General features: G+C 72.6%; 20 protein-coding genes, 1 tRNA gene and 2 pseudogenes. 11 read left to right on the forward strand and 12 right to left on the reverse strand.

Annotation, left to right across the window (positions count from 1 at the left end; translation table 11 throughout):
* The first annotated feature begins 10 nt into the window (after nucleotides 1-10).
* The 3 genes from aroA (at nucleotide 11) to ACTYVM_RS14830 (ending at nucleotide 2,800) form a co-directional block, all read left to right on the forward strand.
* Nucleotides 11-1,327, forward strand: coding sequence for a 3-phosphoshikimate 1-carboxyvinyltransferase (gene aroA, locus ACTYVM_RS14820; protein ID WP_445526398.1), 1,317 nt, complete (start codon nucleotides 11-13; stop codon nucleotides 1,325-1,327).
* A gap of 18 nt (nucleotides 1,328-1,345) precedes the next feature.
* Nucleotides 1,346-2,356: a ribosome small subunit-dependent GTPase A gene (rsgA, locus tag ACTYVM_RS14825; RefSeq protein ID WP_445526399.1), complete on the forward strand. Its 1,011-nt coding sequence runs from the start codon at nucleotides 1,346-1,348 to the stop codon at nucleotides 2,354-2,356.
* A gap of 120 nt (nucleotides 2,357-2,476) precedes the next feature.
* Nucleotides 2,477-2,800, forward strand: coding sequence for a DMT family transporter (locus tag ACTYVM_RS14830; RefSeq protein WP_445526400.1), 324 nt, complete (start codon nucleotides 2,477-2,479; stop codon nucleotides 2,798-2,800).
* A gap of 41 nt (nucleotides 2,801-2,841) precedes the next feature.
* On the opposite strand, the gene ACTYVM_RS14835 is transcribed toward ACTYVM_RS14830, so the two are convergent.
* A complete protein-coding gene (locus ACTYVM_RS14835; RefSeq protein WP_445526401.1) occupies nucleotides 2,842-3,450 on the reverse strand; it encodes a TetR/AcrR family transcriptional regulator in 609 nt (202 codons plus the stop codon).
* Nucleotides 3,451-3,682: 232 nt separating this feature from the next.
* On the opposite strand from ACTYVM_RS14835, the gene hisN reads away from it, so the two are divergent.
* The 3 genes from hisN (at nucleotide 3,683) to ACTYVM_RS14850 (ending at nucleotide 5,578) form a co-directional block, all read left to right on the forward strand.
* Nucleotides 3,683-4,480 (forward strand): histidinol-phosphatase, encoded by a 798-nt coding sequence (hisN, locus tag ACTYVM_RS14840; protein WP_445526402.1) that lies wholly within the window; start codon nucleotides 3,683-3,685, stop codon nucleotides 4,478-4,480.
* A gap of 177 nt (nucleotides 4,481-4,657) precedes the next feature.
* Nucleotides 4,658-5,068: a CBS domain-containing protein gene (locus ACTYVM_RS14845; protein WP_445526403.1), complete on the forward strand. Its 411-nt coding sequence runs from the start codon at nucleotides 4,658-4,660 to the stop codon at nucleotides 5,066-5,068.
* A 90-nt stretch (nucleotides 5,069-5,158) separates the two neighbouring features.
* Nucleotides 5,159-5,578, forward strand: coding sequence for a Fur family transcriptional regulator (locus ACTYVM_RS14850; RefSeq protein WP_400029021.1), 420 nt, complete (start codon nucleotides 5,159-5,161; stop codon nucleotides 5,576-5,578).
* Between the two features lie 153 nt (nucleotides 5,579-5,731).
* Here ACTYVM_RS14850 and ACTYVM_RS14855 read toward each other — a convergent pair.
* The 3 genes from ACTYVM_RS14855 to ACTYVM_RS14865 form a co-directional block, all read right to left on the reverse strand.
* A tRNA-Met gene (locus tag ACTYVM_RS14855) sits at nucleotides 5,732-5,805 on the reverse strand.
* Nucleotides 5,806-5,888: 83 nt separating this feature from the next.
* A complete protein-coding gene (locus ACTYVM_RS14860) occupies nucleotides 5,889-7,721 on the reverse strand; it encodes a tetratricopeptide repeat protein (RefSeq protein WP_445526404.1) in 1,833 nt (610 codons plus the stop codon).
* Between the two features lie 218 nt (nucleotides 7,722-7,939).
* Entirely contained in the window at nucleotides 7,940-10,927 is a 2,988-nt protein-coding gene (locus tag ACTYVM_RS14865) for a UPF0182 family membrane protein (protein WP_445526405.1), read from the reverse strand.
* 155 nt (nucleotides 10,928-11,082) lie between these two features.
* On the opposite strand from ACTYVM_RS14865, the gene ACTYVM_RS14870 reads away from it, so the two are divergent.
* Nucleotides 11,083-11,625 (forward strand): PPA1309 family protein, encoded by a 543-nt coding sequence (locus tag ACTYVM_RS14870; protein WP_445526406.1) that lies wholly within the window; start codon nucleotides 11,083-11,085, stop codon nucleotides 11,623-11,625.
* Between the two features lie 101 nt (nucleotides 11,626-11,726).
* Here the strand turns inward: ACTYVM_RS14870 and ACTYVM_RS14875 are convergent, their stop codons facing one another.
* The 4 genes from ACTYVM_RS14875 to ACTYVM_RS14890 all read right to left on the reverse strand — a co-directional run bounded on the left by ACTYVM_RS14875 (nucleotide 11,727) and on the right by ACTYVM_RS14890 (nucleotide 14,838).
* Nucleotides 11,727-12,824: a YlbL family protein gene (locus tag ACTYVM_RS14875; protein WP_445526407.1), complete on the reverse strand. Its 1,098-nt coding sequence runs from the start codon at nucleotides 12,822-12,824 to the stop codon at nucleotides 11,727-11,729.
* 50 nt (nucleotides 12,825-12,874) lie between these two features.
* Nucleotides 12,875-13,006, reverse strand: a complete 132-nt coding sequence (locus ACTYVM_RS14880; protein WP_400029243.1) for a hypothetical protein — start codon at nucleotides 13,004-13,006, stop codon at nucleotides 12,875-12,877.
* 175 nt (nucleotides 13,007-13,181) lie between these two features.
* Nucleotides 13,182-13,640: a molybdenum cofactor biosynthesis protein MoaE gene (locus tag ACTYVM_RS14885; protein WP_445526408.1), complete on the reverse strand. Its 459-nt coding sequence runs from the start codon at nucleotides 13,638-13,640 to the stop codon at nucleotides 13,182-13,184.
* Nucleotides 13,641-13,728: 88 nt separating this feature from the next.
* The gene (locus ACTYVM_RS14890; RefSeq protein WP_400029016.1) at nucleotides 13,729-14,838 is read right to left on the reverse strand and encodes an SDR family oxidoreductase; all 1,110 of its coding nucleotides are present in this window, start codon (nucleotides 14,836-14,838) and stop codon (nucleotides 13,729-13,731) included.
* A gap of 193 nt (nucleotides 14,839-15,031) precedes the next feature.
* Here ACTYVM_RS14890 and ACTYVM_RS14895 point away from each other — a divergent pair, with 193 nt between their 5' ends.
* Together ACTYVM_RS14895 and ACTYVM_RS14900 are read left to right on the forward strand one after the other, a co-directional pair.
* Nucleotides 15,032-16,516: a zinc-dependent metalloprotease gene (locus ACTYVM_RS14895; protein WP_445526409.1), complete on the forward strand. Its 1,485-nt coding sequence runs from the start codon at nucleotides 15,032-15,034 to the stop codon at nucleotides 16,514-16,516.
* Nucleotides 16,513-17,064, forward strand: coding sequence for an NUDIX hydrolase (locus ACTYVM_RS14900; RefSeq protein ID WP_445526410.1), 552 nt, complete (start codon nucleotides 16,513-16,515; stop codon nucleotides 17,062-17,064). Before ACTYVM_RS14895 ends, ACTYVM_RS14900 begins: the two co-directional genes overlap by 4 nt.
* A gap of 52 nt (nucleotides 17,065-17,116) precedes the next feature.
* Here ACTYVM_RS14900 and ACTYVM_RS14905 read toward each other — a convergent pair.
* The 3 genes and pseudogenes from ACTYVM_RS14905 to ACTYVM_RS14915 form a co-directional block, all read right to left on the reverse strand.
* Nucleotides 17,117-17,221, reverse strand: a pseudogene (locus tag ACTYVM_RS14905) (AIM24 family protein); the annotation flags it as partial.
* 119 nt (nucleotides 17,222-17,340) lie between these two features.
* Nucleotides 17,341-18,474: pseudogene (locus tag ACTYVM_RS14910) on the reverse strand (TerD family protein); the annotation flags it as partial.
* Between the two features lie 136 nt (nucleotides 18,475-18,610).
* Complete coding sequence (locus ACTYVM_RS14915; RefSeq protein ID WP_445526411.1) at nucleotides 18,611-19,207, reverse strand: M48 metallopeptidase family protein; 597 nt, start codon at nucleotides 19,205-19,207, stop codon at nucleotides 18,611-18,613.
* Nucleotides 19,208-19,457: 250 nt separating this feature from the next.
* On the opposite strand from ACTYVM_RS14915, the gene ACTYVM_RS14920 reads away from it, so the two are divergent.
* Together ACTYVM_RS14920 and ACTYVM_RS14925 are read left to right on the forward strand one after the other, a co-directional pair.
* Nucleotides 19,458-20,672, forward strand: coding sequence for a TOMM precursor leader peptide-binding protein (locus ACTYVM_RS14920; RefSeq protein ID WP_445526412.1), 1,215 nt, complete (start codon nucleotides 19,458-19,460; stop codon nucleotides 20,670-20,672).
* Nucleotides 20,665-22,059 carry an ABC1 kinase family protein gene (locus tag ACTYVM_RS14925; RefSeq protein WP_445526413.1) on the forward strand — a complete coding sequence of 465 codons (1,395 nt, stop codon included), beginning with the start codon at nucleotides 20,665-20,667 and terminating at the stop codon, nucleotides 22,057-22,059. Before ACTYVM_RS14920 ends, ACTYVM_RS14925 begins: the two co-directional genes overlap by 8 nt.
* A gap of 12 nt (nucleotides 22,060-22,071) precedes the next feature.
* Here ACTYVM_RS14925 and ACTYVM_RS14930 read toward each other — a convergent pair whose 3' ends face one another.
* Nucleotides 22,072-22,341, reverse strand: coding sequence for a hypothetical protein (locus tag ACTYVM_RS14930; protein ID WP_445526441.1), 270 nt, complete (start codon nucleotides 22,339-22,341; stop codon nucleotides 22,072-22,074).
* Between the last annotated feature and the right edge of the window lie 142 nt (nucleotides 22,342-22,483).

The raw sequence follows: 22,483 nt of genomic DNA on the forward strand, positions 1-22,483 counted from the left end.
GGTGGGGAACATGGCCCCGAACCCCGCGCACACCGCCCTCTGGCCCGCCCCGCACGCGAGCGGAGCCGTCGACGCGACGGTCCACGTGCCCGGGTCCAAGTCCGTCACCAACCGTGCCCTGGTGCTCGCCGCCCTCGCCTCCGAGCCGGGCTGGCTGCGCCGCCCGCTGCGCTCCCGCGACACGCTGCTGATGGCCGGCGCCCTGCGGGCCATGGGCGTCGGTATCGACGAGGGCGTGGGTCCTGACGGCACCGGGGAGGCCTGGCGCGTGATCCCGGCGGGGCTGCACGGCCCGGCCACGGTCGACGTCGGCAACGCCGGCACGGTGATGCGCTTCCTGCCGCCGGTCGCCGCGCTGGCCGACGGCCCCATCCGCTTCGACGGCGACCCGCGGTCGTACGAGCGCCCGCTGGACGGCGTCATCGACGCACTGCGCGTCCTCGGCGCCCGGATCGACGACGACGGCCGCGGCGCGCTGCCGATGACCGTGCACGGAAGCGGCGCGCTGGACGGCGGCCCGGTGGAGATCGACGCCTCCTCCTCGTCCCAGTTCGTCAGCGCCCTGCTGCTGTCGGGACCGCGCTTCAACCAGGGCGTGGAGGTCCGGCACACCGGCACGTCACTGCCGTCGCTGCCGCACATCCGGATGACGGTGGACATGCTGCGAGCGGTCGGCGCCCAGGTGGACACCCCCGAGTCGGGCGGCGAGCCGAACGTCTGGCGGGTCACCCCGGGCGCCCTGCTCGGCCGGGACCTGACCGTGGAGCCCGACCTGTCCAACGCCCAGCCCTTCCTCGCGGCGGCGCTGGTGACCGGCGGCAAGGTCGTCGTCCCCGACTGGCCGGCCCGGACGACCCAGCCGGGTGACCGGCTGCGGCAGATCTTCACCGAGATGGGTGGTTCCTGCGAACTCACCGACTGCGGCCTGGTGTTCACCGGTTCGGGTGCCGTGCACGGCATCGACGTGGACCTCGGCGAGGTCGGCGAGCTGACCCCGGGCGTCGCGGCCGTCGCCGCGCTGGCGGACTCGCCCTCCACCCTGCGGGGCGTGGCCCATCTGCGGCTGCACGAGACCGACCGCCTGGCCGCGCTGACCAAGGAGATCAACGAGCTCGGCGGTGACGTGACCGAGACGGCCGACGGCCTGCACATCCGCCCCCGCCGCCTGCACGGCGGCGTCTTCCACACCTACGAGGACCACCGCATGGCGACCGCCGGCGCGATCATCGGCCTGGCGGTCGAGGGCGTGCAGATCGAGAACGTGGCGACGACGGCGAAGACACTGCCGGAATTCCCCGACCTCTGGACCGGGATGCTCGAGGCGTAGGGACGCGGGGACCACACCATGCGCCGCTACGGCAAGCACACCGACGAGGACGACATCCGCAGCCGCCCCAACCGCAGGGGCAACCGGCCGCGCACGCACATCCGACCCAAGCACGAGGACGCCGCCGAGGGCATGGTCCTCACCGTCGACCGGGGACGGCTGACGTGCCTCGTCGACGACCGCGCGGTCATCGCGATGAAGGCCCGCGAACTGGGCCGCAAGGCCGCCGTGGTGGGCGACCGGGTGGCCCTGGTAGGTGACCTGTCCGGGAAGAAGGACACCCTCGCGCGCATCGTCCGCATCGAGGAGCGCGCCTCGCTCCTGCGCCGCACGGCGGACGACGACGACCCCTACGAGCGCGTGGTCGTGGCGAACGCCGACCAACTGGCCATCGTCACCGCGCTCGCCGACCCCGAGCCGCGCCCGCGGCTGATCGACCGCTGCCTGGTGGCGGCGTACGACGGTGGCCTCGACCCGCTGCTGGTCCTGACCAAGTCGGACCTGGCCCCGCCGGACAAGCTCCTGGAGCTGTACGGGGATCTGGACATCCCCTACGTCGTCACCAGCCGTGCGGAGCTGGACGCCGGTGCCGCCGCGGACCGGGTGCGCGAGCACCTCCACGGGAAGGTCACCGCGTTCGTCGGCCACTCCGGCGTGGGCAAGACGACCCTCGTCAACGCGCTGGTGCCGCCGGAGCGGCGGCGGGTGACGGGACATGTGAACGCGGTGACCGGCCGGGGCCGGCACACCACCACCTCCGCGCTCGCGCTGCCGCTGGCGGACGCGGCCGGCTGGGTCGTCGACACCCCGGGCGTACGGTCGTTCGGGCTCGCGCACATCGACCCGTCCCGGGTCATCCACGCCTTCCCCGACCTGGAAGCGGGCACCGAGGGCTGCCCGCGCGCGTGCAGCCACGACGAGCCGGACTGCGCGCTGGACGCGTGGGTCGCCGAGGGGCACGCGGACCCGGCCCGGCTGTACTCGCTGCGCCGGCTGCTGGCCACGCGAGAGCGCAGGGAAGGCGACTGACCTTCGCGTTGTTTGGGTGCGGTGCGGTCCGGCAAGTGCATAATCGCACGGAGCCGGATCATGACCTGCCCCAGGCACGACCAAGCGGTCACGGCACGCGGACCCACGGGAGGACAGCACATGGCGTGGCTGCTGGTCATCGTCGCCGGGTTGCTCGAGACCGGCTTCGCCGTGTGCCTGAAGCTGTCGCACGGCTTCACCCGGCTCTGGCCGACCATCGCCTTCTGCTGCTTCGCCCTGGGCAGTTTCGGTCTGCTCACCCTGGCCCTGAGGAAGCTCGACGTGGGCCCCGCGTACGCGGTGTGGACCGGCATCGGCGCGGCGGGCACCGCGATCTACGGCATGGTCTTCCTCGGCGACCTGGTCTCCACCCTGAAGATCGTCTCGATCAGCCTGGTCATCATCGGGGTGATCGGGCTCCAGCTGTCCGGTTCCGCGCACTGACGCGGCGGCGCGACGGGCGGACGGGCCGACGGGCCGACGGGTCAGCCCAGTTGGCGCGGGAGCGCCCCGCGTACCAGTTCGGCGACGCCGCCCCGGCCCGGCGGCGCCGCCACGCACGACAGGGCGAGACGGATCACCAGCTCGCAGGCGCGGGCCAGTTCGGCGGTGTCCGCCCTGGGTGAGCCGGAGACCGGGAGCAGGCTCACGGCGCGGTCGCGGACGATCGCCACGAAGTCGCCGGGCGACGGCAGTGGGCCGTCGGCCCGGCGCTGCGCCGGAACCGCGCTGGAGGACGGCACCGCCGACAGCGTCGGCGAGGGCAGCCGTTCGCTCCAGCAGCCAGTGAGCATCGCCTTCACCAGCGCGTTGTCCCGGGCCGCGGCGACGGTCCACTCGGCGACCGCGATGAGCCGCTCGCGCGGGTCGGTGGGGGCGGTGAGGGCCCGTTCGACCCCGGCGAGATAGCCGTCCGCCTCCCGCCGGACCAGGGCCCGCGCGCACCCCTCCTTGCTGCCGAACTCGTTGTACAGCGTCTGCCGGGAGACCCCGGCCGCTGCGGCCACGTCGACCATCCGTACCGCGGGCCACGGCCGCCGGGTCAGCGCCGTGTAGGCGGCGTCCAGCAGGGATTCCCGCGCTGCAGGCATCATCGCCTCCCTGGGGCGAGCGGCTCTGCGCCCAGGTTTGACGCCCCCGAACGCACTGTCAAGGGTCCGTGACAGCATGTGCGCTCCCTGCTGGGCACCACACCCTCGTCACCGCGGGTCCCACACCCCGTCGCCGCGGGCACCCAAGCCCCTCGGTGCACGGGCCCCTCCGCGCACCGAGGGGCTTGGGTGCCCCCCGTGGCCCCGTGCCGCCCCGGGCGGATACGGTGCTCGCATGCCGGACTACCTCGACGACCTGCGCCTGGCCCACGTCCTCGCGGACGCCGCCGACGCCGCGACCATGGGCCGCTTCAAGGCCCTCGACCTCAAGGTCGAGACCAAGCCGGACATGACCCCGGTCAGCGAAGCGGACAAGGCGGCGGAAGAACTCATCCGCGGCCAGCTGCAACGCGCCCGCCCCCGCGACGCGGTCCTCGGCGAGGAGTACGGCATCGAGGGCACCGGCCCCCGCCGCTGGGTCGTCGACCCGATCGACGGCACCAAGAACTACGTGCGCGGCGTCCCGGTCTGGGCCACGCTCATCTCCCTGATGGAGGCGGGCGAGGGGGGCTACTGGCCCGTCGTGGGCCTCGTCTCCGCCCCCGCCCTGGGCCGCCGCTGGTGGGCCGCCAAGGGCCACGGCGCCTTCACGGGCCGCAGCCTGGCGCGGGCGAGCAGGCTCCAGGTGTCCCGCGTCGCGGAACTCCCGGACGCCTCCTTCGCGTACTCCTCGCTGAGCGGCTGGGAGGAGCAGGGCCGCCTGGACGGCTTCCTCGATCTGACCCGCGCGGTCTGGCGCACCCGCGCCTACGGCGACTTCTGGCCGTACATGATGGTCGCCGAGGGCTCGGTCGACTTCTGCGCCGAGCCGGAGCTGTCCCTGTGGGACATGGCCGCGAACGCGATCATCGTGACGGAGGCCGGCGGCACCTTCACCGGCCTCAACGGCCGCCCCGGCCCGCACAGCGGCAACGCCGCCGCGTCCAACGGACTGTTGCACGACGAGATGCTGGGGTACCTCAACCGGCGCTGACGGGCGACGCGGAACGCGTGCGCACGCCCCCGGCCGGCCGCGCACGCCCTCTTGTTGACTCCCGCTTTGCCTGAGACTCTGGGAGTTCCCCTACTTGTGAACTTGTGCGGTGCTCCCCGGGCGCCCTTCGCGCCGGGCACGCACCAGCCGGATTCCCCGAGGAGGTGGCTCCCTCCCATGCTCGTCCGCGACGCCATGAGCACGGTGGTCCTCACCATCGGTCCCGCACACACCCTGCGCCAGGCGGCGGCCCTGATGTCCGCGCGCCACGTGGGCGCCGCCGTCGTCCACGACCCCGACGCGGGCGGCATCGGCATCCTCACCGAACGCGACGTCCTCATCTCCGTCGGCCTGGGCCAGAACCCGGACACGGAGCGCGTGCACGCGCACACCACCACCGACGTCGTGTTCGCCGCGCCGTCCTGGACGCTGGAGGAGGCGGCCCGCGCCATGACCCACGGCGGCTTCCGACACCTCATCGTCCTGGACCACGACGAGCCGGCGGGCATCGTCTCGGTCCGCGACATCATCCGCTGCTGGGCGCCGGTACGGCAGCACGCGGCGGCCGCCGGTGCGGGCACGGCCTGAACACACTCAATGGACTTTGTCCAACTTCAGCAGGGATCCAAAGTCACACTGATTCGGGAACTGTTTCCCCTTGCTGTTAGGCTGGTCTGTATGAGTGACCTTCTGGAACGGTTGCGCGGACGCGGATGGCGGATGACCGCGCAGCGGCGCGTGGTGGCCGAGGTCCTCGACGGCGAACACGTCCACCTGACGGCCGACGAGGTCCACGCCCGGGCCGTCGCCAAGCTGCCCGAGATCTCCCGGGCGACCGTCTACAACACGCTGGGCGAGCTGGTCTCCCTCGGCGAGGTCCTGGAAGTCGCCACGGACAAGCGCGCCAAGCGGTACGACCCCAACGCGCACGAGCCGCACCACCACCTGGTCTGCGCCGGCTGCGGCGCGATCCGGGACGTCCACCCGAGCGGCAACCCGCTGGCCGACCTGCCCGACTCGGAGCGCTTCGGCTTCACGGTCTCGGACGTGGAGGTCACCTACCGTGGGCTGTGCCCGAACTGCTCGGCGGCGGCCTGACAGCCCCGGCCCACAGCCCCACTCGCACAGGAAAGACCCCCGGCACCCGACGGCGCCGGGGGCCTTTCACGACCTGGCGTTCGCGAGCCGCCGTTCGCGAGCCGAAACACCGAGGGCCGGAATCCTGATCGGATTCCGGCCCTCGGCCTTCAGTAGCGGGGACAGGATTTGAACCTGCGACCTCTGGGTTATGAGCCCAGCGAGCTACCGAGCTGCTCCACCCCGCGTCGTTGAATGGAACAGTACGTGAACGCGGGGCCGAGAAGCAAATCGCTTACGGCGGCGACGGGGCACGACGACGGGACCCGCGTCACGCGGACAGCTCCTCGCGCAGCGCGTCACGCAGTCGCGCGGCCCGCTGGGCGACCTCCGCCGGCCCCAGCGTCACGGCACGGTCGGCCCACCCCTGCCCCTCGGCCAGCTCCCCGCGCCGGGCGTGCGCCAGGGCGAGCCGCAGCGCCGCCCGCCCGTGCCCGGCGTCGGCCGCCCGCGCCCACCACGCGGCCGCCTCGGGCTCGCTGCCCTCCCGGGCGAGCAGCAGCCCCAGGTTGAACGCGCCGTTGCGGGACCCGGACTCCGCCGCCTTCCGGTACCACCGCGCCGCCTCGACCACGTCCCCGCGCGCCGCGGCCAGCATCCCGACCCGCACCTGCGCCCGCCGGTGCCCCTGCCCGGCCGCCCGCTCGTACCACTCCTCGCACTCGGTCTTCTCCTGGATCGTCGGCTCCCCGAGCTCGTGCGCGGGTGCCGGCGGCCGCCGGGCGTCGAGCACGGTGGCCAGCCGGTACGCCGCCTCCGGGCTCCCGCCGCCGGCCGCGCACCGCAGATGCCGCTCGGCCTCCCGCTCGTCGCCCGCCCGCAGCCGGGCGATCCCCACCTGCAGCGCCGCCTCCGTGTGCCCGGCCGCCGCCGCCCGCTCGTACCACCGCAGGGCCTGGGCGTCCTGGTCCCGCCCGGCGTGGAGGATCCCCAGGTTGAACGCGGCGTCGACGCTCCCGGCCTCCGCCGCCTTGGAGAACCACGGCTCGGCCCCACCGGTGTCCCCGCCCTGGAGCAGCAGGACGGCCAGCGCGTTCGACGCCTCCCGGTGCCCGGCGTAGGCCGCGCGCCGGTACCACTGCTCGGCCTGCGCGGTACGGCCCTGCTCGGCGCAGAGCAGCCCGAGGTTGTAGGCGCCGTTGATGTCGCCCGCGTCCATCGCCGCCCGGTACCACCGCTCGGCGGTCTGCGTCTCGCCGCGCTCGGCGTGCAGCGCGCCCAGCGCGTTCGCCGCGTTGCCGTCGCCGTGTTGCGCGGCTCTGAGCCACCACAGGGCGGCGCTCTCGGCGTCACCGGCGTCCCGCAGCAGGAACCCGAGCGCGCAGGCGGCCCTGGCCTCGCCGTCCTTGGCGGAGGTCAGGTACCAGCGGCCGGCCTCCTTGAGGGCGCCGCGCCGCTCCAGGATGGCGCCGAGGTGCAGGGCGGCCCGCCGGTGCCCGCGCGCGGCGGCCTGGCGGTACCACTGCTCGGCCTGCGCCATCAGCCCGGCACCGTCCCCGCCGGGCTGCCTCCCGGCCCGCCGGTCCAGCGCCCGCGCCAGCCGGTACTCCGCCTCCCGGTGCCCCCGCTCGGCGGCGGCCCGCAGCCAGCGCTCGGCCCCGGCGTCGCCGCGGTGCTCCAGCAGGTCGGCGAGGGCGTAGGCGCCCAGGAGGTGGCCCTGCTCGGCGGACTGGCGCAGCCAGTACTCGGCGGCGGGCTCGTCACCGCGCTCACGGTGGTGCCGTCCGAGCGCGTGCGCGGCCGCCGCGGAGCCGGCGACGGCGGCGATACGCCACCACCCGGCGGCCTCGTCGGCGTATCCGCGCTGGTGGAGCAGGACGCCCAGGTTGTTGGCCGCGGCGCGGTCGCCGCCCGCGGTGGCGGAACGCAGATGGGGTTCGGCTCCGTCGAGATCGCCGCGGCGCAGCAGCATGGCCCCGAGGACGCTCATGGCCTCCACGTCGCCCGCCTCGGCGGCGAGGCGGCGGCGTGCCAGCTCGGCGGTCTCGTCGGCGGCCGCCGCCACGGACTCGCCCCGGGCCCCGCCTCCGGTCCCCTCAGAACCGGAAGCCTGCACAAATCGCCCCGTCCCGAACAGAGTTGCCTTGTCCCCCATAACGTCCATCGTCGCACCACCTGCAACCCGGGTACATCAGTAATACCCCAGCCAGTGAGGTCACTTCAGCGTTTTGTCGACATGCCCACAGAGAGACAAGTCAAACACAGATCTCCCAACTCCCCACGGCGGCACGGCGGCTGGATACGTCGGCACATGCGTTCGCACACGGCGAAGGGCCCGGATCCGCAGTGCGGATCCGGGCCCTTGGACTCGGCGGAGAGCGATCAGCCCCCGCTCGGGCTACCGCTCGGACTGCTGTCCGGTGCCGGAGCGCCGCCCTTGCCGTCGCCGTTCTTGCCGCCGGCGCCTGCCTTCGCCGCCTGCGCCTGCGCGTCCTCGGCCCGCTTCAGCGCGTCCTGAAGGTCCTTCTGCGCCTGGCCGTACGCCTGCCAGTCACCGTTCTTCAGGGCGGTCTGACCGTCGTCGAAGGCCTTCTGGGCGTCCTTCAACGCCTCCTTGACCGTCGGGTTGTTCGACGGCGGCGGGGTGGTCGTCCCGCCGGTGCCACCGCCACCGGTGTCGGAACCGGGTGGCTCAGTGGTCGAGCCCTCGACGCCGAAGATCTTGTCGAGCGCCTTGTCGAGCGTGTCCTCGAACGCCGTGTTCCCGCCGTAGGTCACCAGGACCTTGCGCAGCAGCGGGTACTTGAGGCCGCCGCCGCGCAGGTAGACCGGCTCGACGTAGAGCAGTCCCCCGTCGAGCGGCACCGTCAGCAGGTTGCCGTACTCGACCTCCGAGTCGCCACCCTTCAGCAGCCGGATGGACTCGGCGATGGCGGGTTCGGAGTTGAACTGGCTCTGCACCCGTTTCGGACCGTCGATCGTCTTGCCCGTGGGCAGCTTCAGGATGCTGATCCTGCCGTAACCGCTCGTGTTCGCGTCGGCGTTGACCGTCATGAACGCGCTCAGGTTGTCACGGCCGTTCGGCGTCATCGTCGTCGTCAGCGAGAACGTCTGGGACGACTCACCGGGCATCTTGAGGCTCAGGTAGTACGGCGGCACCGCGTCGCCCGACTTGTTGGTCGGGTCGTTGGGGATCTGCCACACCTCGCTGCCGCTGAGGAAGGTCTGCGCGTCCGTGACGTGGTAGCGCGTGAGCAGCTCGCGCTGCACCTTGAACAGGTCCTGCGGGTACCGGATGTGGGACATCAGCTCCGGGGAGATGTCCTTCTTCGGCTCGACCGTGCCCGGGAACGCCTTCATCCAGGTCTTCAGGACCGGGTCCTTGGTGTCCCACTGGTAGAGCTTGACCTCGCCCGTGTAGGCGTCGACGGTCGCCTTGACCGAGTTGCGGATGTAGTTGACCTGGTTCTGCTGGGCCACCACCCGCTGGTTGTTGGCGGCGGTCAGCGAGTCCAGCGTCGTGTCACCGAGGGTGGTGCGCGAGGAGTACGGGTAGCCGTTGGTGGTCGTGTAGGCGTCCACGATCCACTGGACGCGCCCGTCGACCACCGCCGGGTACGAGACCCCGTCGATCGTCAGCCACGGGGCGACCGCCTCGACGCGCTGCTTGGGCGTGCGGTTGTACAGGATGCGCGAACCGTCGCCGATCGCGCCGGAGTACAGGATCTGCGGCTCGCTGAACGCCACCGCGTACGCGGCCCGGTTCAGCGGGTTGGAGAGGCTGACGCCGCTGTTCCCCTTGTAACTGGTGGTCTTCTCACCGCTGTCGTCGGAGTAGTCGATCTCCTTCTGGGGACCGCCGACGATGGAGTAGGTGCTGGTCTTCTCGCCGTAGTAGATCCGCTGCTCGTAGCGCGGGAGGTCACCCGTGGACGGCAGGTTGTACTCGGTGAACACCGGGCGGCCCTCGGAGTCGGCCTCGGTGCCCTTGGCCGCAACCACGCCGTAACCGTGGGTGTAGCGGAAGTGGTCGTTGATCCAGTTGTTCTTCGGGATCCCGGCGAGGTTCAGCTCGCGCAGGCCGATGACCGTGTCCTGGACCTTTCCGTCCTTGGTCTTGTACCGGTCGACGGCCAGGTTGGACGGGAAGCCGTAGTAGTTGCGGACCTGCTGGAGCTGCTCGAACGTCGGCGAGACGATGTTCGGGTCCATCAGCCGGTAACTGGCCGCGTCGGCGGCGGCGTCCCGCAGCTGCTTCTTGTCCTGGGTGCTGCTCGTGCCCGCGTAGTCGGTGACCTTGGAGTCGTCGATTCCGTACGCCTCACGGGTCGCCTGGAGGTTCTTCTGGACGTACGGGGCTTCCTTGGCCTGCTCGTTGGGCTCGACCTGGAACTTCTGCACGATCGCCGGGTACAGGCCGCCGATGAGTACGGCCGACAGCACCATCAGGCCGAACCCGATGACCGGCAGCTGCCAGGTGCGCCGCCACAGGGTGGCGAAGAACAGCAGCGCGCAGATGACGGCGATGCAGAACAGGATCGTCTTGGCCGGCAGATAGGCGTTGGCGTCGACGTACCTCAGGCCCGTCCAGTTGCCGGTCGCCTTGAAGTCGCTCGACTTCACCGCCAGTCCGTAACGGTCGAGCCAGTAGGCCACCGCCTTCAGCGTCACGAAGACGCCGAAGAGCACCGACAGGTGCCCGGTCGCCGCGCCCGTGGCACGCGCGCCGGGGCTGGTGACGCGCAGACCGCCGTACAGGTAGTGGGTGAGCACCGCGGCGATCAGGGAGAGGATCGTCGCGGCGAAGCCGAAGCCCAGCAGGAAGCGGTACCAGGGCAGGTCGAAGGCGTAGAAGGAGACGTCCAGGTGGAACTGCGAGTCCTGCTTGCCGAACGGCACGCCGTTGACCCACATCAGCCAGGTCCGCCACTCGCTCGCGGCGGAGGCACCGGCGATCAGCCCGACCAGCGCCGTGATGCCGGACAGCAGCCACTTCTTGTACGGCGCGATGCCCATCCGGTAGCGGTCCAGGCTCTGCTGCTCCATCGACATGGCGCTCAGCGGCGGCCGCAGCCGGTGCGCCAGCCAGATGTTCACGCCGACCGCGGCCGCCATCAGCAGGCCGAAGACGAAGAACAGTCCGATCTTGGTCCACAGTGTGGTGGTGAACACGGACGAGTAGTGCACCGACCGGTACCACAGCCAGTCCGTCCAGAAGCCCGCGAACATGGCGAAGACCATGCCGAGGACGGCGAGGACGCCCAGTGTCATGAGCAGGGTCCTGGCACGCCGGGACGGGCGGCCCACTCTCATCCGCGGCCCTGTCGGGCCTCCGCCGCGGTCCGGCATCTGGAAAGCCAAGGTGTGCACCTCGAAAGTCGCTGTTGGTTCGGTTTCGTTGCGTCAGGCCCCCGCTTCCGCGGACCGTACGGTGGGCCCCCGGATTCGTGGGCCCACACCTATGCAACTTACTCACCGTTTACTCAGTTCCCGCTTCCGCCCAGGAACGAGGCAGGATTGTGACCATGTCCAACACTCCCATGGCAGCGAACCCGCTCACCCGGGCGGTACTCGAGATCGACGAGTACGCCTCCGGCCTCGGCTGGGACCAGCCCGCTCGCCTCTTCGCCCTCGTAGACACCGCGCGGCTGCGGACCCAGGAACCCGCGCTCGCGGCCCAGCTCGGCCTGGAGGACGAGCAGGAGACCCCCGGTCTCACCCCGATCGAGCAGGACGAGGTCCCGGCCGACCGGCCCCTCGACGAGTTCCTCGCCACCATCGCCTGGCCGGGAGCGGTGGCCGGCTGCGCGCTGACCGTGGAGCGCCTGATGCTGCCCCCGTCCGCCGAGACGCAGGTCCCGCAGGGACTGGACGGAGCGAGGCTGGCGAAGTGGGTGGCCGGCCACCCCGAGCGCCAGGAGGTCCGCATGACGGTCGCGGTCCTGCGTGACGGCGCCCGGGAGTCGGCCCTGCGCCTGCGCGAGAAGGACTCCGCCACGGAGGTCCTCACGGGCTCCGACCTGGTGCCGGGGCTGGCCGAGGCCCTGGCCGCGACCTTCGAGGACTAGGGTCCTTCGTTTGGATCAGCCCGGCCTGGTCCAAACGAGAGGCCCCAGGTCCGCCCGCCGCCCTTCGGTATCCGTCAGGCACACGGCCGGGGTGCTGCCCGTCAGCCCTTGGCCGTGCACTTCGGCAGGTCGGCGGTCCTGCCGCCGCGGATGTCCTTCAGAGCGGTGAGCGCGTCGCCGATCGTGTGCACCTTGACGAGGGTGAGCCCCGAGGGGGTGTCCTTGGCGGCGGCCGCGCAGTTCTCCGCGGGGGTGAGGAAGAACCGGGCGCCCTTGCTGCGCGCGCCGACGGTCTTCATCTCGATCCCGCCGATCGGGCCGACCGTGCCGCCGTCGTCTATCGTCCCGGTGCCGGCCACGAACTTCCCGCCGGTCAGGCTGCCCGGCGTGAGCTTGTCGTAGATGCCGAGCGCGAACATCAGCCCCGCGCTCGGGCCACCGACGTCCGCGAGCTTGATGTTGATCTCGAACGGGAACGTGTGATCGGTCCCGGCGGAGATCCCCACGATGGCCCGCTTGGCCCCCGCGTCGGCGGACTGCGCGGTGGTGATGGTGACGTCCTTGGTGACGGTCGCCGCCTTGTGCTGCTTCGCGGCGGCGGCCTGCTCCTTGGCCGGCACGATCGTGAAGACCACGTCCTGCCCCGGTTCGTGCTTGGTGACCAGCTTGGCGACGTCGGAGGGCTGCTTGACCGCCGTGCCGTCGACGGCCTTGATGACGTCGCCCGCGTGCAGCCTGCCCTGCGCCGGGGTGCCCTTGACGACCGTGGAGACGATCACCCAGGACTGCACCGGGATGTGGAGCTCCTTCAGGGCGGCGACCTTGGCGCTCTCCTGGGACTGGGTGAACTCCTCGGCGTTCTCCTGGGTCGACTGCTCCTCCGTCTTGCCGTCGGGGTAGAGCGTGTCGTGCGGGACGATCTTGCTGTCGTGTGCCAGCCAGCCGTAGACGGCCTCGACGAGGTTCATGTGGTAGTCGGCGCTGGTGACCCGGACGGTGGTCATGTTGAGGTGGCCGTCCGTCGGGTAGGTCTTCCGGCCGGAGATCTGCAGCACCGGCTCGCCGCCGTGGTTGCCCAGGGTGTTGACCGTCGGCCCCGGTGACATCTCCGAGTAGGGCACGGGGAAGAGGACTCCCGCGCACAGGAGCGCGATGAGCATCAGGGTGGAGGCGAGCATCGTCGCGGTGCGGCGTGGCATGACTCGACAGTACGGGACGGCTCTGTCAGCGCACCGTCAGGGCGGGACCGTCACGTACTGGAGTGGGACCTCTCCATGGCCTCGCGGAAACGGGCGTAACCGTCGAGTTCGGGACCGTCGCTGCGCGCCTTGCGGGTCCGGTTCGCCCAGCTCCCCCACAGTCCGGCGCCTATCGCAGCCATAAACGGAATCAGCAACCAGGCGAGCGCCGCCATGCCGACCTCCCAACCCCACGTGAGCGACCGCAACTGACTGATCAGCAGATTAACCATCCGCACTGACAACGCTCACGCCAGGGGTCCGGTTACGCAACCGGAATTGCGGTATCGGGGTTCGTGATCGACACGGCGGGCGGCCCTACGCGCCGACCCACTCCTCGGTGCCGTCCGAGAAGCGCTGGTGCTTCCAGATCGGCACCTCGTGCTTGAGGTCGTCGATCAGCTTCCGGCAGGCCTCGAAGGCCTCGCCCCGGTGCGGACACGACACCCCGACGACGACCGCGAGGTCCCCCACCCTCAGGTCTCCCACGCGGTGCACGGCCGCCAGCGCCCGCACCGGGTACGCGGCGGCGACCTTCTCGGCGACCCTGCGCAGCTCCGCCTCCGCGCCGGGATGGCAGGAGTACCCGAGCGCGTCGACATCGGCGCCCCCGTCGTGGTTCCGCACGGTGCCCACGAACAGCGCGGTCCCGCCGGCGGCATCGTCCCCGAGCGCCTTGAACACCTCGTCGAGGGAGAGGGGGGTCTCCCGCACGCCGATCAGCTTGACGGGGTCCTCGGCGGCGTACTCGCCGGGATGATCGTTGGTGGCTGCCATGCGTCCATCGTGCCCGACACGTGGCGGGACGGGGAACAGCGCGATCAGCCCGCACGCGCGCGTGCGGGTCCGGAGCCCCGTACGTCTCTCAGCGCCGGCGCGCCTTCCGGGCCCGCCGCACCACCGCCGCCGCTCCCAGCAGGGCCACCGTCGCCCCGGCGGCCCCCGCCGCCGTCGCGTCCTTGCGGCCCAGGCGCCGCCCGGCGACCGTGTGCCGCCCGGACACCTCCTCCAGCAGCGCGGCGAGGACCTCCTCGTTGGTCCAGCGCGGCCGCCACCCGGCATCGTGCAGCCGGCTGCCGCTCACCACCCACGGGTACATCGTGTACGCCAGGTCCCCCGCCGGAGACGGCGTGAGCCCGATCCGGTGCAACCGGGCCGCCGCCCCCAGCGCGACCGCCGACGGCAGTTCCATCCGGCGGATCCCGCTGAGCTCCTCGACCTCCTCCTGCTCCAGCCACCCCTCGCACCCGACGGCCAGCTCGCCGTCGGCCTTCTCCAGCACGGCGTACTCCAGGGCGCTGCACAGGTCCTCCACGTGGCAGAACTGCCACGCGGGCCGTGATCCGGCCACCACCAGCAGTCGCGGCGACTCGAAGTACCTGGTCAGCGCGGTGTCCGTGCCGCCGACGAGGACCGCGGGCCGGACCACGGAGACGTTCAGCCCGGGGTGCGCCCGCGGCGCGCGCCGCGCCAGCCGCTCGATCTCCAGCAGGTCCCCGACCCCGGTCGCCTCGGCGGTCGCCCGCAGCTCCGCGTCCTCCGACAGCGGCAGCTCGTTGTCCGGCAGCGCCCCGTAGACCATCGCGGAGGTGCACAGCACCACGCGGTGCACCCCGGCCGCGGCCGCGGCGGTCAGCACGGTCTGCGTCCCCCGGACGTTGTACGCCGTCCGGGCGGCGGAATCGGTCTCCAGGTCGAGGTCGAGCGCCAGGTGCACCACGACGTCGGCGCCGCGCAGCCGCTCCGCGATCGCCGGATCCCGCACGTCGAGGATGTGCCACTGCGCCGCCGCGCACTCCCCGCGCCGTTCGTCGATGGCGATGACCTGGCGGACCTCTGCGGACTCGGCGAGCCGCTCGGTGAGCAGCGCGCCGACCCCGCGCGCGGCTCCGGTGACCGCGACGACAGGCCCGCGCACGGCGGGGGTGCTCTCGTGGTTTCGCGCTGCGCGAACCTGTGGATCTGGGGAACTCACCGGGCGTCTCCAGCGGTTGTCTTCACATACGGGCGCGAATGACGCGTACGTACCAGGTGGCATCCATCCTGCCGCAGGCGATGTGTCGGCGAAGCACCGAGGCCCGAACCGCCCATGGTGTCTACGCTGGGTGGTGTTGTCGGGCAGCCGCGCCGCCGGAGAGAACCGGTGGCCTTAACAGCCGAGGAACCCCGTGAGTGACACCCCATTCGGATTCGGCCTTCCGCCGGAGGAGCCGGACGACGGCGACGAGGGCAAGAAGAAGGACCAGCAGAGCGGCGGTGAGCAGGGACCGGCCAACCCGTTCGGTTTCGGACTGTCCGGAGCCGGAGGCTTTGGCGGGCCCGGCGCCGACAATCCGCTCGCAGCCATGTTCGGTTCGCTGAACCCCACCGACCTGGGCGCGGCGTTCCAGCAGCTCGGCCAGATGCTCTCCTACGAGGGCGGCCCGGTGAACTGGGACATGGCCAAGCAGATCGCCCGCCAGACGGTCTCCCAGGGCACCTCGGACGGCACCAAGGACGCCAGCGTCGGCCCCGCCGAGCGCACCGCGGTCCAGGACGCCGTCCGGCTGGCCGACCTGTGGCTGGACGACGTGACGTCCCTGCCGTCCGGCGCGGGCTCCGCGGTGGCGTGGTCCCGCGCGGAGTGGGTCGAGGCCACCCTGCCGGCGTGGAAGGAGCTCGTCGACCCGGTCGCCGAGCGGGTCGGCACCGCCATGGGCGACGTCCTGCCGGAGGAGATGCAGGCCATGGCCGGCCCGCTGATCGGCATGATGCGCTCCATGGGCGGCGCCATGTTCGGCACGCAGATCGGTCAGGCCGTCGGCGTGCTGGCCGGCGAGGTCGTCGGCTCGACCGACATCGGCCTGCCGCTCGGTCCGGCCGGCCGGGCCGCGCTGCTGCCGGTGAACATCGAGACGTTCGGCAAGGACCTGGGCGTGCCCAAGGAGGAGGTGCGGCTGTACCTCGCCCTGCGGGAGGCCGCCCACCAGCGCCTGTTCTCGCACGTGCCGTGGCTGCGCTCGCACCTGTTCGGCGCCGTCGACGGGTACGCGCGCGGGATCAAGGTCGACACCGCCAAGCTGGAGGACGTGGTCGGCCAGTTCGACCCGCAGAACCCCGAGCAGTTGCAGGACGCCCTCCAGCAGGGCATGTTCCAGCCGGAGGACACCCCGGAGCAGAAGGCCGCCCTGGCCCGCCTGGAGACCGCTCTGGCCCTCGTCGAGGGCTGGGTGGACGCCGTGGTGCACGCCGCGGCCAAGCCTCGCCTGTCGTCCGCCGACGCGCTGCGCGAGACGCTGCGCCGCCGCCGGGCCTCGGGCGGTCCGGCCGAGCAGACGTTCGCCACGCTGATCGGCCTGGAGCTGCGCCCGCGCCGGCTGCGGGACGCCTCCCGCCTGTGGGCCTCGCTCACCGACGCGCGCGGGGTGGAGGGCCGCGACGGCCTGTGGGCGCACCCGGACATGCTGCCCACCGCCGCCGACCTGGACGACCCGGACGGCTTCGTGCACCGCGAGCACATGGACTTCTCCGAGCTGGACAGGATGCTCGGCGAGGCGGCGGGCGGTTCCGCGCCGAAGCCGGACCTGCGCAAGAAGACCGAGCCCGACGAGAACAACGAGACCAACGAGACCAACGAGGACGGGAAGAGCGACAAGGGCGACGACGCCGAGTGAGCCTCCACGACGACGCGGTCCTCGTCCTGCGGGAGTACCGGGAGCACGGAGAGTCCGGGGAGTACGGGGAGTACGGGGACCAGAAGGAGCTGCGCCCGCTCTACCTGGAGCATCTGCGGACGCGCCCGGACGGCATGTGGAAGGCCTGCGCGGACGGGCACATCACGGCGAGCGCGATGGTGATCGACCCGGAGCGCGGCCGGGTGCTGTTGACCCTCCACAGGAAGCTGCGCATGTGGCTCCAGATGGGCGGCCACTGCGAGCCGGAGGACGCCACGCTGGCGGACGCGGCCCTGCGCGAGGCGACCGAGGAGTCGGGCATCGAGGGGCTGACCCTGCTGCCCGGCGGCCCCGTCCGCCTCGACCGCCACCGCACCCCGTGTGCCTGGCACCTCGACGTCCAGTACGCCGCGCTCGCGCCGAGCGGGGCGGTGGCGGCCATCAGCGACGAGTCCCTGGACCTGCGCTGGTTCGCCTACGACGACGTGCCGGGGGTGGCGGACACGTCGGTCGTCCGCCTGCTGGAGGCGACGCGCGCCAGGCTCTGACCCCGCGAGGGGCGACGGCCGGTGGTGGTCGCCCCTCGCCTCCGGCCTCGGCTCAGCCCCAGACGTTCCCCTGATTCTGTCCCCGCACCCCCTGCCGTCCCATGCCGAACTGCGCGGCGAGACCCTGCCCGACCACCGCGTTCTGCGGTGGCAGCAGCGGGTTCAGCGCGGCGGACACTCCGGCGGCCCGGGGGGCGCCTCCGGCGCTCCGTAGGGAGCGGGCTGACCGGGGGCCTGGCCGAACGGCGGCCGGTCATCGTAGCCGGGGGGCGGCGGGGGCTGCTGTGCCTGGTACTGCGCGGATGGCGGGAGCGGGGGCGGGGGCTGCTGTGCCTGGTACTGGGCGGGCGGCGGGAGCGGGGGCGGGGGCGGGGTCTGTCCGTGCGGCCGGCCGTAAGGCGGCTGCGCGTAGGGCGCGGGCGGCGGGGCGGGCGGCGGGACAGGGGCGCCGGGCGGGGTCAGGGGGGCGATGATGGTCGGCGCCGCGTGCACCGACGGCGCGGGACCCGGCGCCGGGGGCAGAGGCGGCGGGGTGGCTTCCGGAGGCAGCGGGGTGGCTCCTGGAGGCGGCGCGAAGCCGTACGCGACGGGCGACGGCACCAGGGCGACCGGCTCCGGGGCGGGGACCGGGGCTGGGGCCGGGACGACCGGCTCCGGGGCTGGAACCGGGACGGGGGCTGAGGCAGGCATCGGGGCAGGGACCGGGACGGCGGCCGAGGCAGGCATCGGGGCAGGGACCGGGACGGCGGCCGAGGCAGGCATCGGGGCGGGCGGCCCGGAGGGGACGGCGAACTCCGGGGGCGCGGTGGCCTGGGCGGGCGGGGCGAAGCCCGGAGCGGTTCCGGACTGCGGGTCCTGGCCCGCGGCGGGGTCCTCCTCCTCTTCCAGGACCTCCCCGCCGAAGTTCTTCAGCAGCGCCTCGAGGCCCCCGTCGAAGCCCTGGCCGACGGCCGCGAACCGCCACACGTCCCTGACGTAGAAGTCGCCCAGTATCACGGCCCGTTCGGTGGAGAACTCCGAGCCGTCGAACGCGTACCGGGCCACCTCCTCGCCGCCCGCCACGATGCGCAGGTACCCGGAGTCGATCCGGGACATCTGCCCGGCCCCGTCGATGGCGGCCGTGAACGACAGCTTCCGGATGTGCGACGGGATCTTCTCCAGCGTGACCCGGAAGGACTCCGTGTCGCCCGCCTGGGCGCCCAGCAGCTGGATGGCCTCCTCGGGCGACTTCGGCTGGTTGTAGAAGACGAAGTACCGGTCGTCCGACAGGCGTTCGTCGGCGTCCAGACCGAAGCAGCTGATGTCGACGGTCAGTCCGGGGGCCGTGATCTGCACGCCGACGTACAGATCCGTGCCCGCGGTCAGGTCACTGATCCTGGCCTTGTGGCCGCGCTGGAATTCCCTGGGCATGCCCAACGGACCGTCCCCCGTCCCGAGTGCGAGTGCGTCGCGCCAGGCTAACGGCAAACCCCGGCACCGGCCGAAGTCGGTACGGACCCGGTACACAAGCACAGTCGAGTGGTGACGGGCGCCCCCGGCGGCTCGGTCACCCGCCCTGCGAACCCGGCGGATGCGGCAGCCGCGCGGCCGCCGCCACCCCTTCCAGATAGCCCCGGGCCCGCTCGGTGCGCGGGTACGCCTCCAGCAGCCGCCAGAAGTCGGGGCCGTGTCCCGGGACGAGCAGATGGGCCAGCTCGTGCAGCAGTACGTAGTCGACGACGTACTCGGGCATCCCCTGAAGCCGGTGGGACAGCCGGATGCTGCCCTCCGCCGGGGTGCACGAGCCCCAGCGCGTGTTCTGGTTGGTGACCCAGCGGACCGAGGCGGGCCGGGCGCGGCCGTCGAAGAACTGGGCGGACAGCCGTTCGGCGCGTTCGGCCAGCTCCGTGTCGCCGAGCGTTCGCCGGCTCTCCTGGGCGGCGAGCTTGTCGAGCATGACGGTCACCCAGCGCCGCTCCTCCGCCTCGGACATCCGGGCGGGGATGAGCACGACGGTGCGACCGCCCTCGCGGTACGCGGAGACCGTCCGACGGCGCCGGGTACTCCTGCGGACCTCGATCTCGCTCGCCTCGGCGCCGTCCGGCGGCGGGCTCGTCTTGCCGTGCTGCGGCGTTCCGGCACGGTGCAGTGGGTCGGCGGACACGCCCCGACGTTACCGGGTGCGCGGCCGGGAAGTCCCGGGCCCGGAACGGGTTCCGCGCCGATCCCCCGCCGAGCGTCCGATTCGTACGACTCATGCGACTCGTACGACGAATACCCATCGCCTGTGGACAACTTTCGGCGCCCGCCGTCCGGGCCGGGCATGCTGGCACTCGTCGGCGACGGCTGGGACCGGCCTCACCGGCGTACGAGGACGTTCCGGTGCTTTCCTTCTTCGGGCTACGGGGGCTCGCATGCATCCGATGGTGAAACCCGCGCTCAGGCGCGGCTGGCGTGATCTCGGCACCGTGCAGTTCGGGATGACTCCCGCGCACGCGATGACCCTGGGCCCGCTGGACACGGCGACGGGCAGTTTCCTGGACCTGCTCAACGGCACGCGCGGACTGCCGCTGCTGCGGGAGGAGGCACGCCGCATGGATCTGCCCGACGGTCACGTCGACCACCTGGTGGAGCGACTGGCCCAGGCCGGGCTCCTGGACGACGCCCGGGGCGGCGGCGCGGCGGCCGACGCGCTGCGGGAGCGGAAGGAGGCCATGGACCGGCTGGCGCCCGATCTCGCCTCCCTCTCTTTGACCACGCGCGCACCGGGTGAGGCGATGGGGCGCCTCGCCGCCCGACGTGCGGCGCGGGTGCGGGTCGAGGGCGCGGGCCGGGTGGGCGCCGTCCTCGCGGCGCTGCTGTCCGGGGCGGGGGTCGGCGAGGTCGACGTGCGCGACGGCGGCTGTGTGGAGCCGGGGGACGTCGCCCCGGGTGGGCTGTCCGCCGAGACCGTCGGCGAGCGCCGGGACACCGCGGCGCGGCGGGCCGTGCGCGCCGCGGCCCCGGACCGTCCGGCCCGCCGCACCGCCCGGACGCCGTCCGAGTCCGACGAGCGGGGATTCTCCCTGGTGGTCCTCGCCCCGAGGGACGACATCGCCGTGTACGCGCCCGATCCGTCCGCGGCCGCCGCCCTGATCGAGTCCGGCACCCCTCATCTGTACGCCGGGGTGGTGGAGGGCACGGGCGTCGTGGGCCCGCTCGTCCTGCCCGGCGAGACCGGCTGCGCCGGCTGTCTGCACCTGGGGCGCACGGACCGGGACGGGACCTGGCCGCGTCTGGTGGCGCAGTGGCGCTCGGGCAGACCGCGTCATGTACGCCCGTGTGATCTGCCTCTCGCCGCGACCGTGGCCGCCCTGTCGGCGGCGCACGCGCTCGCCTTCCTGGACGGGGAGTCGCCCTCCAGTGCGGGCGCCCGCTGGGAGGTGTCCCTGCCCGACCTGAGCTGGCGCCCACGCCCGGTGTGGCCGCATCCGTCCTGCTCGTGCGGCGCGGCCGGGGAAGCCGAGGGGGAGCAGGCCTCGGGGAACGGCGAGGCACGCGCGACAATGGCTGGGCAACGGCCGTCATCGACGCCCTGCCGCCGGGCAGACGCGGCGCGGCTTGCTCGGACTTGGAGGGCGCATGTCTGATCTTCCCCGGAAGGCGGTCACCCGGACCGCCAAGCTCGCCGCGCTCCCGCTCGGATTCGCCGGGAGAGCGACCTGGGGACTCGGCAAACGGATCGTCGGCGAGTCCGCCGATCTCGTCGGTCGCGAGCTTCAGCAACGCACAGCCGACCAGTTGTTCAAGGTGCTCGGTGAGCTCAAGGGCGGGGCGATGAAGTTCGGGCAGGCGCTGTCCGTCTTCGAGTCGGCACTGCCCGAGGAGGTCGCCGGCCCCTACCGGGTCGCGCTGACCAAGCTCCAGGAGGCGGCGCCGCCGATGCCGACGCGCACGGTGCACTCCGTGCTGGAGGAGCGGCTGGGCGAGCACTGGCGCGAGCTGTTCGAGGAGTTCGAGGACAAGCCGTCCGCGGCGGCCTCGATCGGGCAGGTGCACCGGGCGGTGTGGCGCGACGGCCGCGAGGTCGCGGTCAAGGTGCAGTATCCCGGCGCCGGCGAGGCCCTCGTCTCCGATCTGACCCAATTGAGCAGGTTCGCCCGCCTTCTGGGACCGCTGGTTCCCGGCGTGGACATCAAACCGCTGATCGCCGAGCTCAAGGACCGCGTCTCCGAGGAGCTGGACTACGGACTGGAGGCGCAGGCCCAGCAGGCTCACGCCGAGGAGTTCGCCGACGACCCGGACTTCGTCGTCCCGGCGGTGGTCCATCAGTGCGAGCAGGTCCTGGTCACCGAGTGGCTCGACGGTGTTCCGCTGTCCGAGGTGATCGCGGACGGCACCCAGACCCAGCGCGACCGCGCCGGCCAGCTGCTGGCCCGCTTCCTGTTCTCGGGCCCGGCCCGCACGGGCCTGCTGCACGCCGACCCGCACCCCGGCAACTTCCGTCTCCTGCCCGGCGGACCGGACGGCGAGGACGACTGGCGGCTGGGTGTCCTGGACTTCGGCACCGTCGACCGCCTTCCCGGCGGCCTGCCGACGCCCATCGGCTCAGCGCTGCGCATGGCGCTGGACGGCGAGGCGGAGGCGGTCTACGAGATGTTGTCCACGGAGGGCTTCGTGAAGGAGTCCATCGAGCTGGACCCGGACGCCGTCCTCGACTACCTCCTGCCGATCATCGAACCGGCCCAGGTGGAGGAGTTCACCTTCACCCGCGGCTGGATGCGCAGCCAGGCGGCCCGGATCGCCGACCCCCGCTCCCCCGCCTACCAACTGGGCAAGCGGCTCAATCTCCCCCCGTCGTACCTGCTGATCCACCGGGTCACGCTCAGCACCATCGGCGTGCTGTGCCAGCTGGGCTCCACCGTGCGGCTTCGGGAAGAGCTGGAGGAGTGGCTGCCGGGTTTCGCCGCCCGTCCGGGAGGCGAGCAGCCGGGCGACGAGGAACCGGACGACGAGCAGGCGGCCGCCGAGGCCTGAGCACGCTGGGGGCTACCACCAGGCGGAGTCCAGGCGCCCCTCGATCGAGCGGAGGTTCTCGCGGGAGCAGGCGTCGCAGAAGTGGCGCCGGGTGCCGTTCTCCACGGAGCAGGTCCAGGTGGGCGGCAGGCCCTCGGCCGGGGTGCCGCAGCGTGCGCACGCCAGGCCGGGACGCTCGGCGCTCGCACCGCCGCGGCCCGTGCCGCCGTACGCCGTGCCCGCGTGGTCCGTGCCCGCACCTGCCGTGCCGGCGGGGTCCGCGCCTCCGGGAAGACTCGTCACCCCGCGACCATACCGCCGGGCCGCGGATCGGCGGGAACAACGCACCGCGGGGGCCGGTCCGTCCGAACGGACCGGCCCCCGCGGGCAGGGTTCCGGCCTCCCGGACCGGGAGGCCACCGCCTGGCGGCGTGGAACAGCGTTG

The organism is Streptomyces cyslabdanicus (assembly GCF_052663305.1).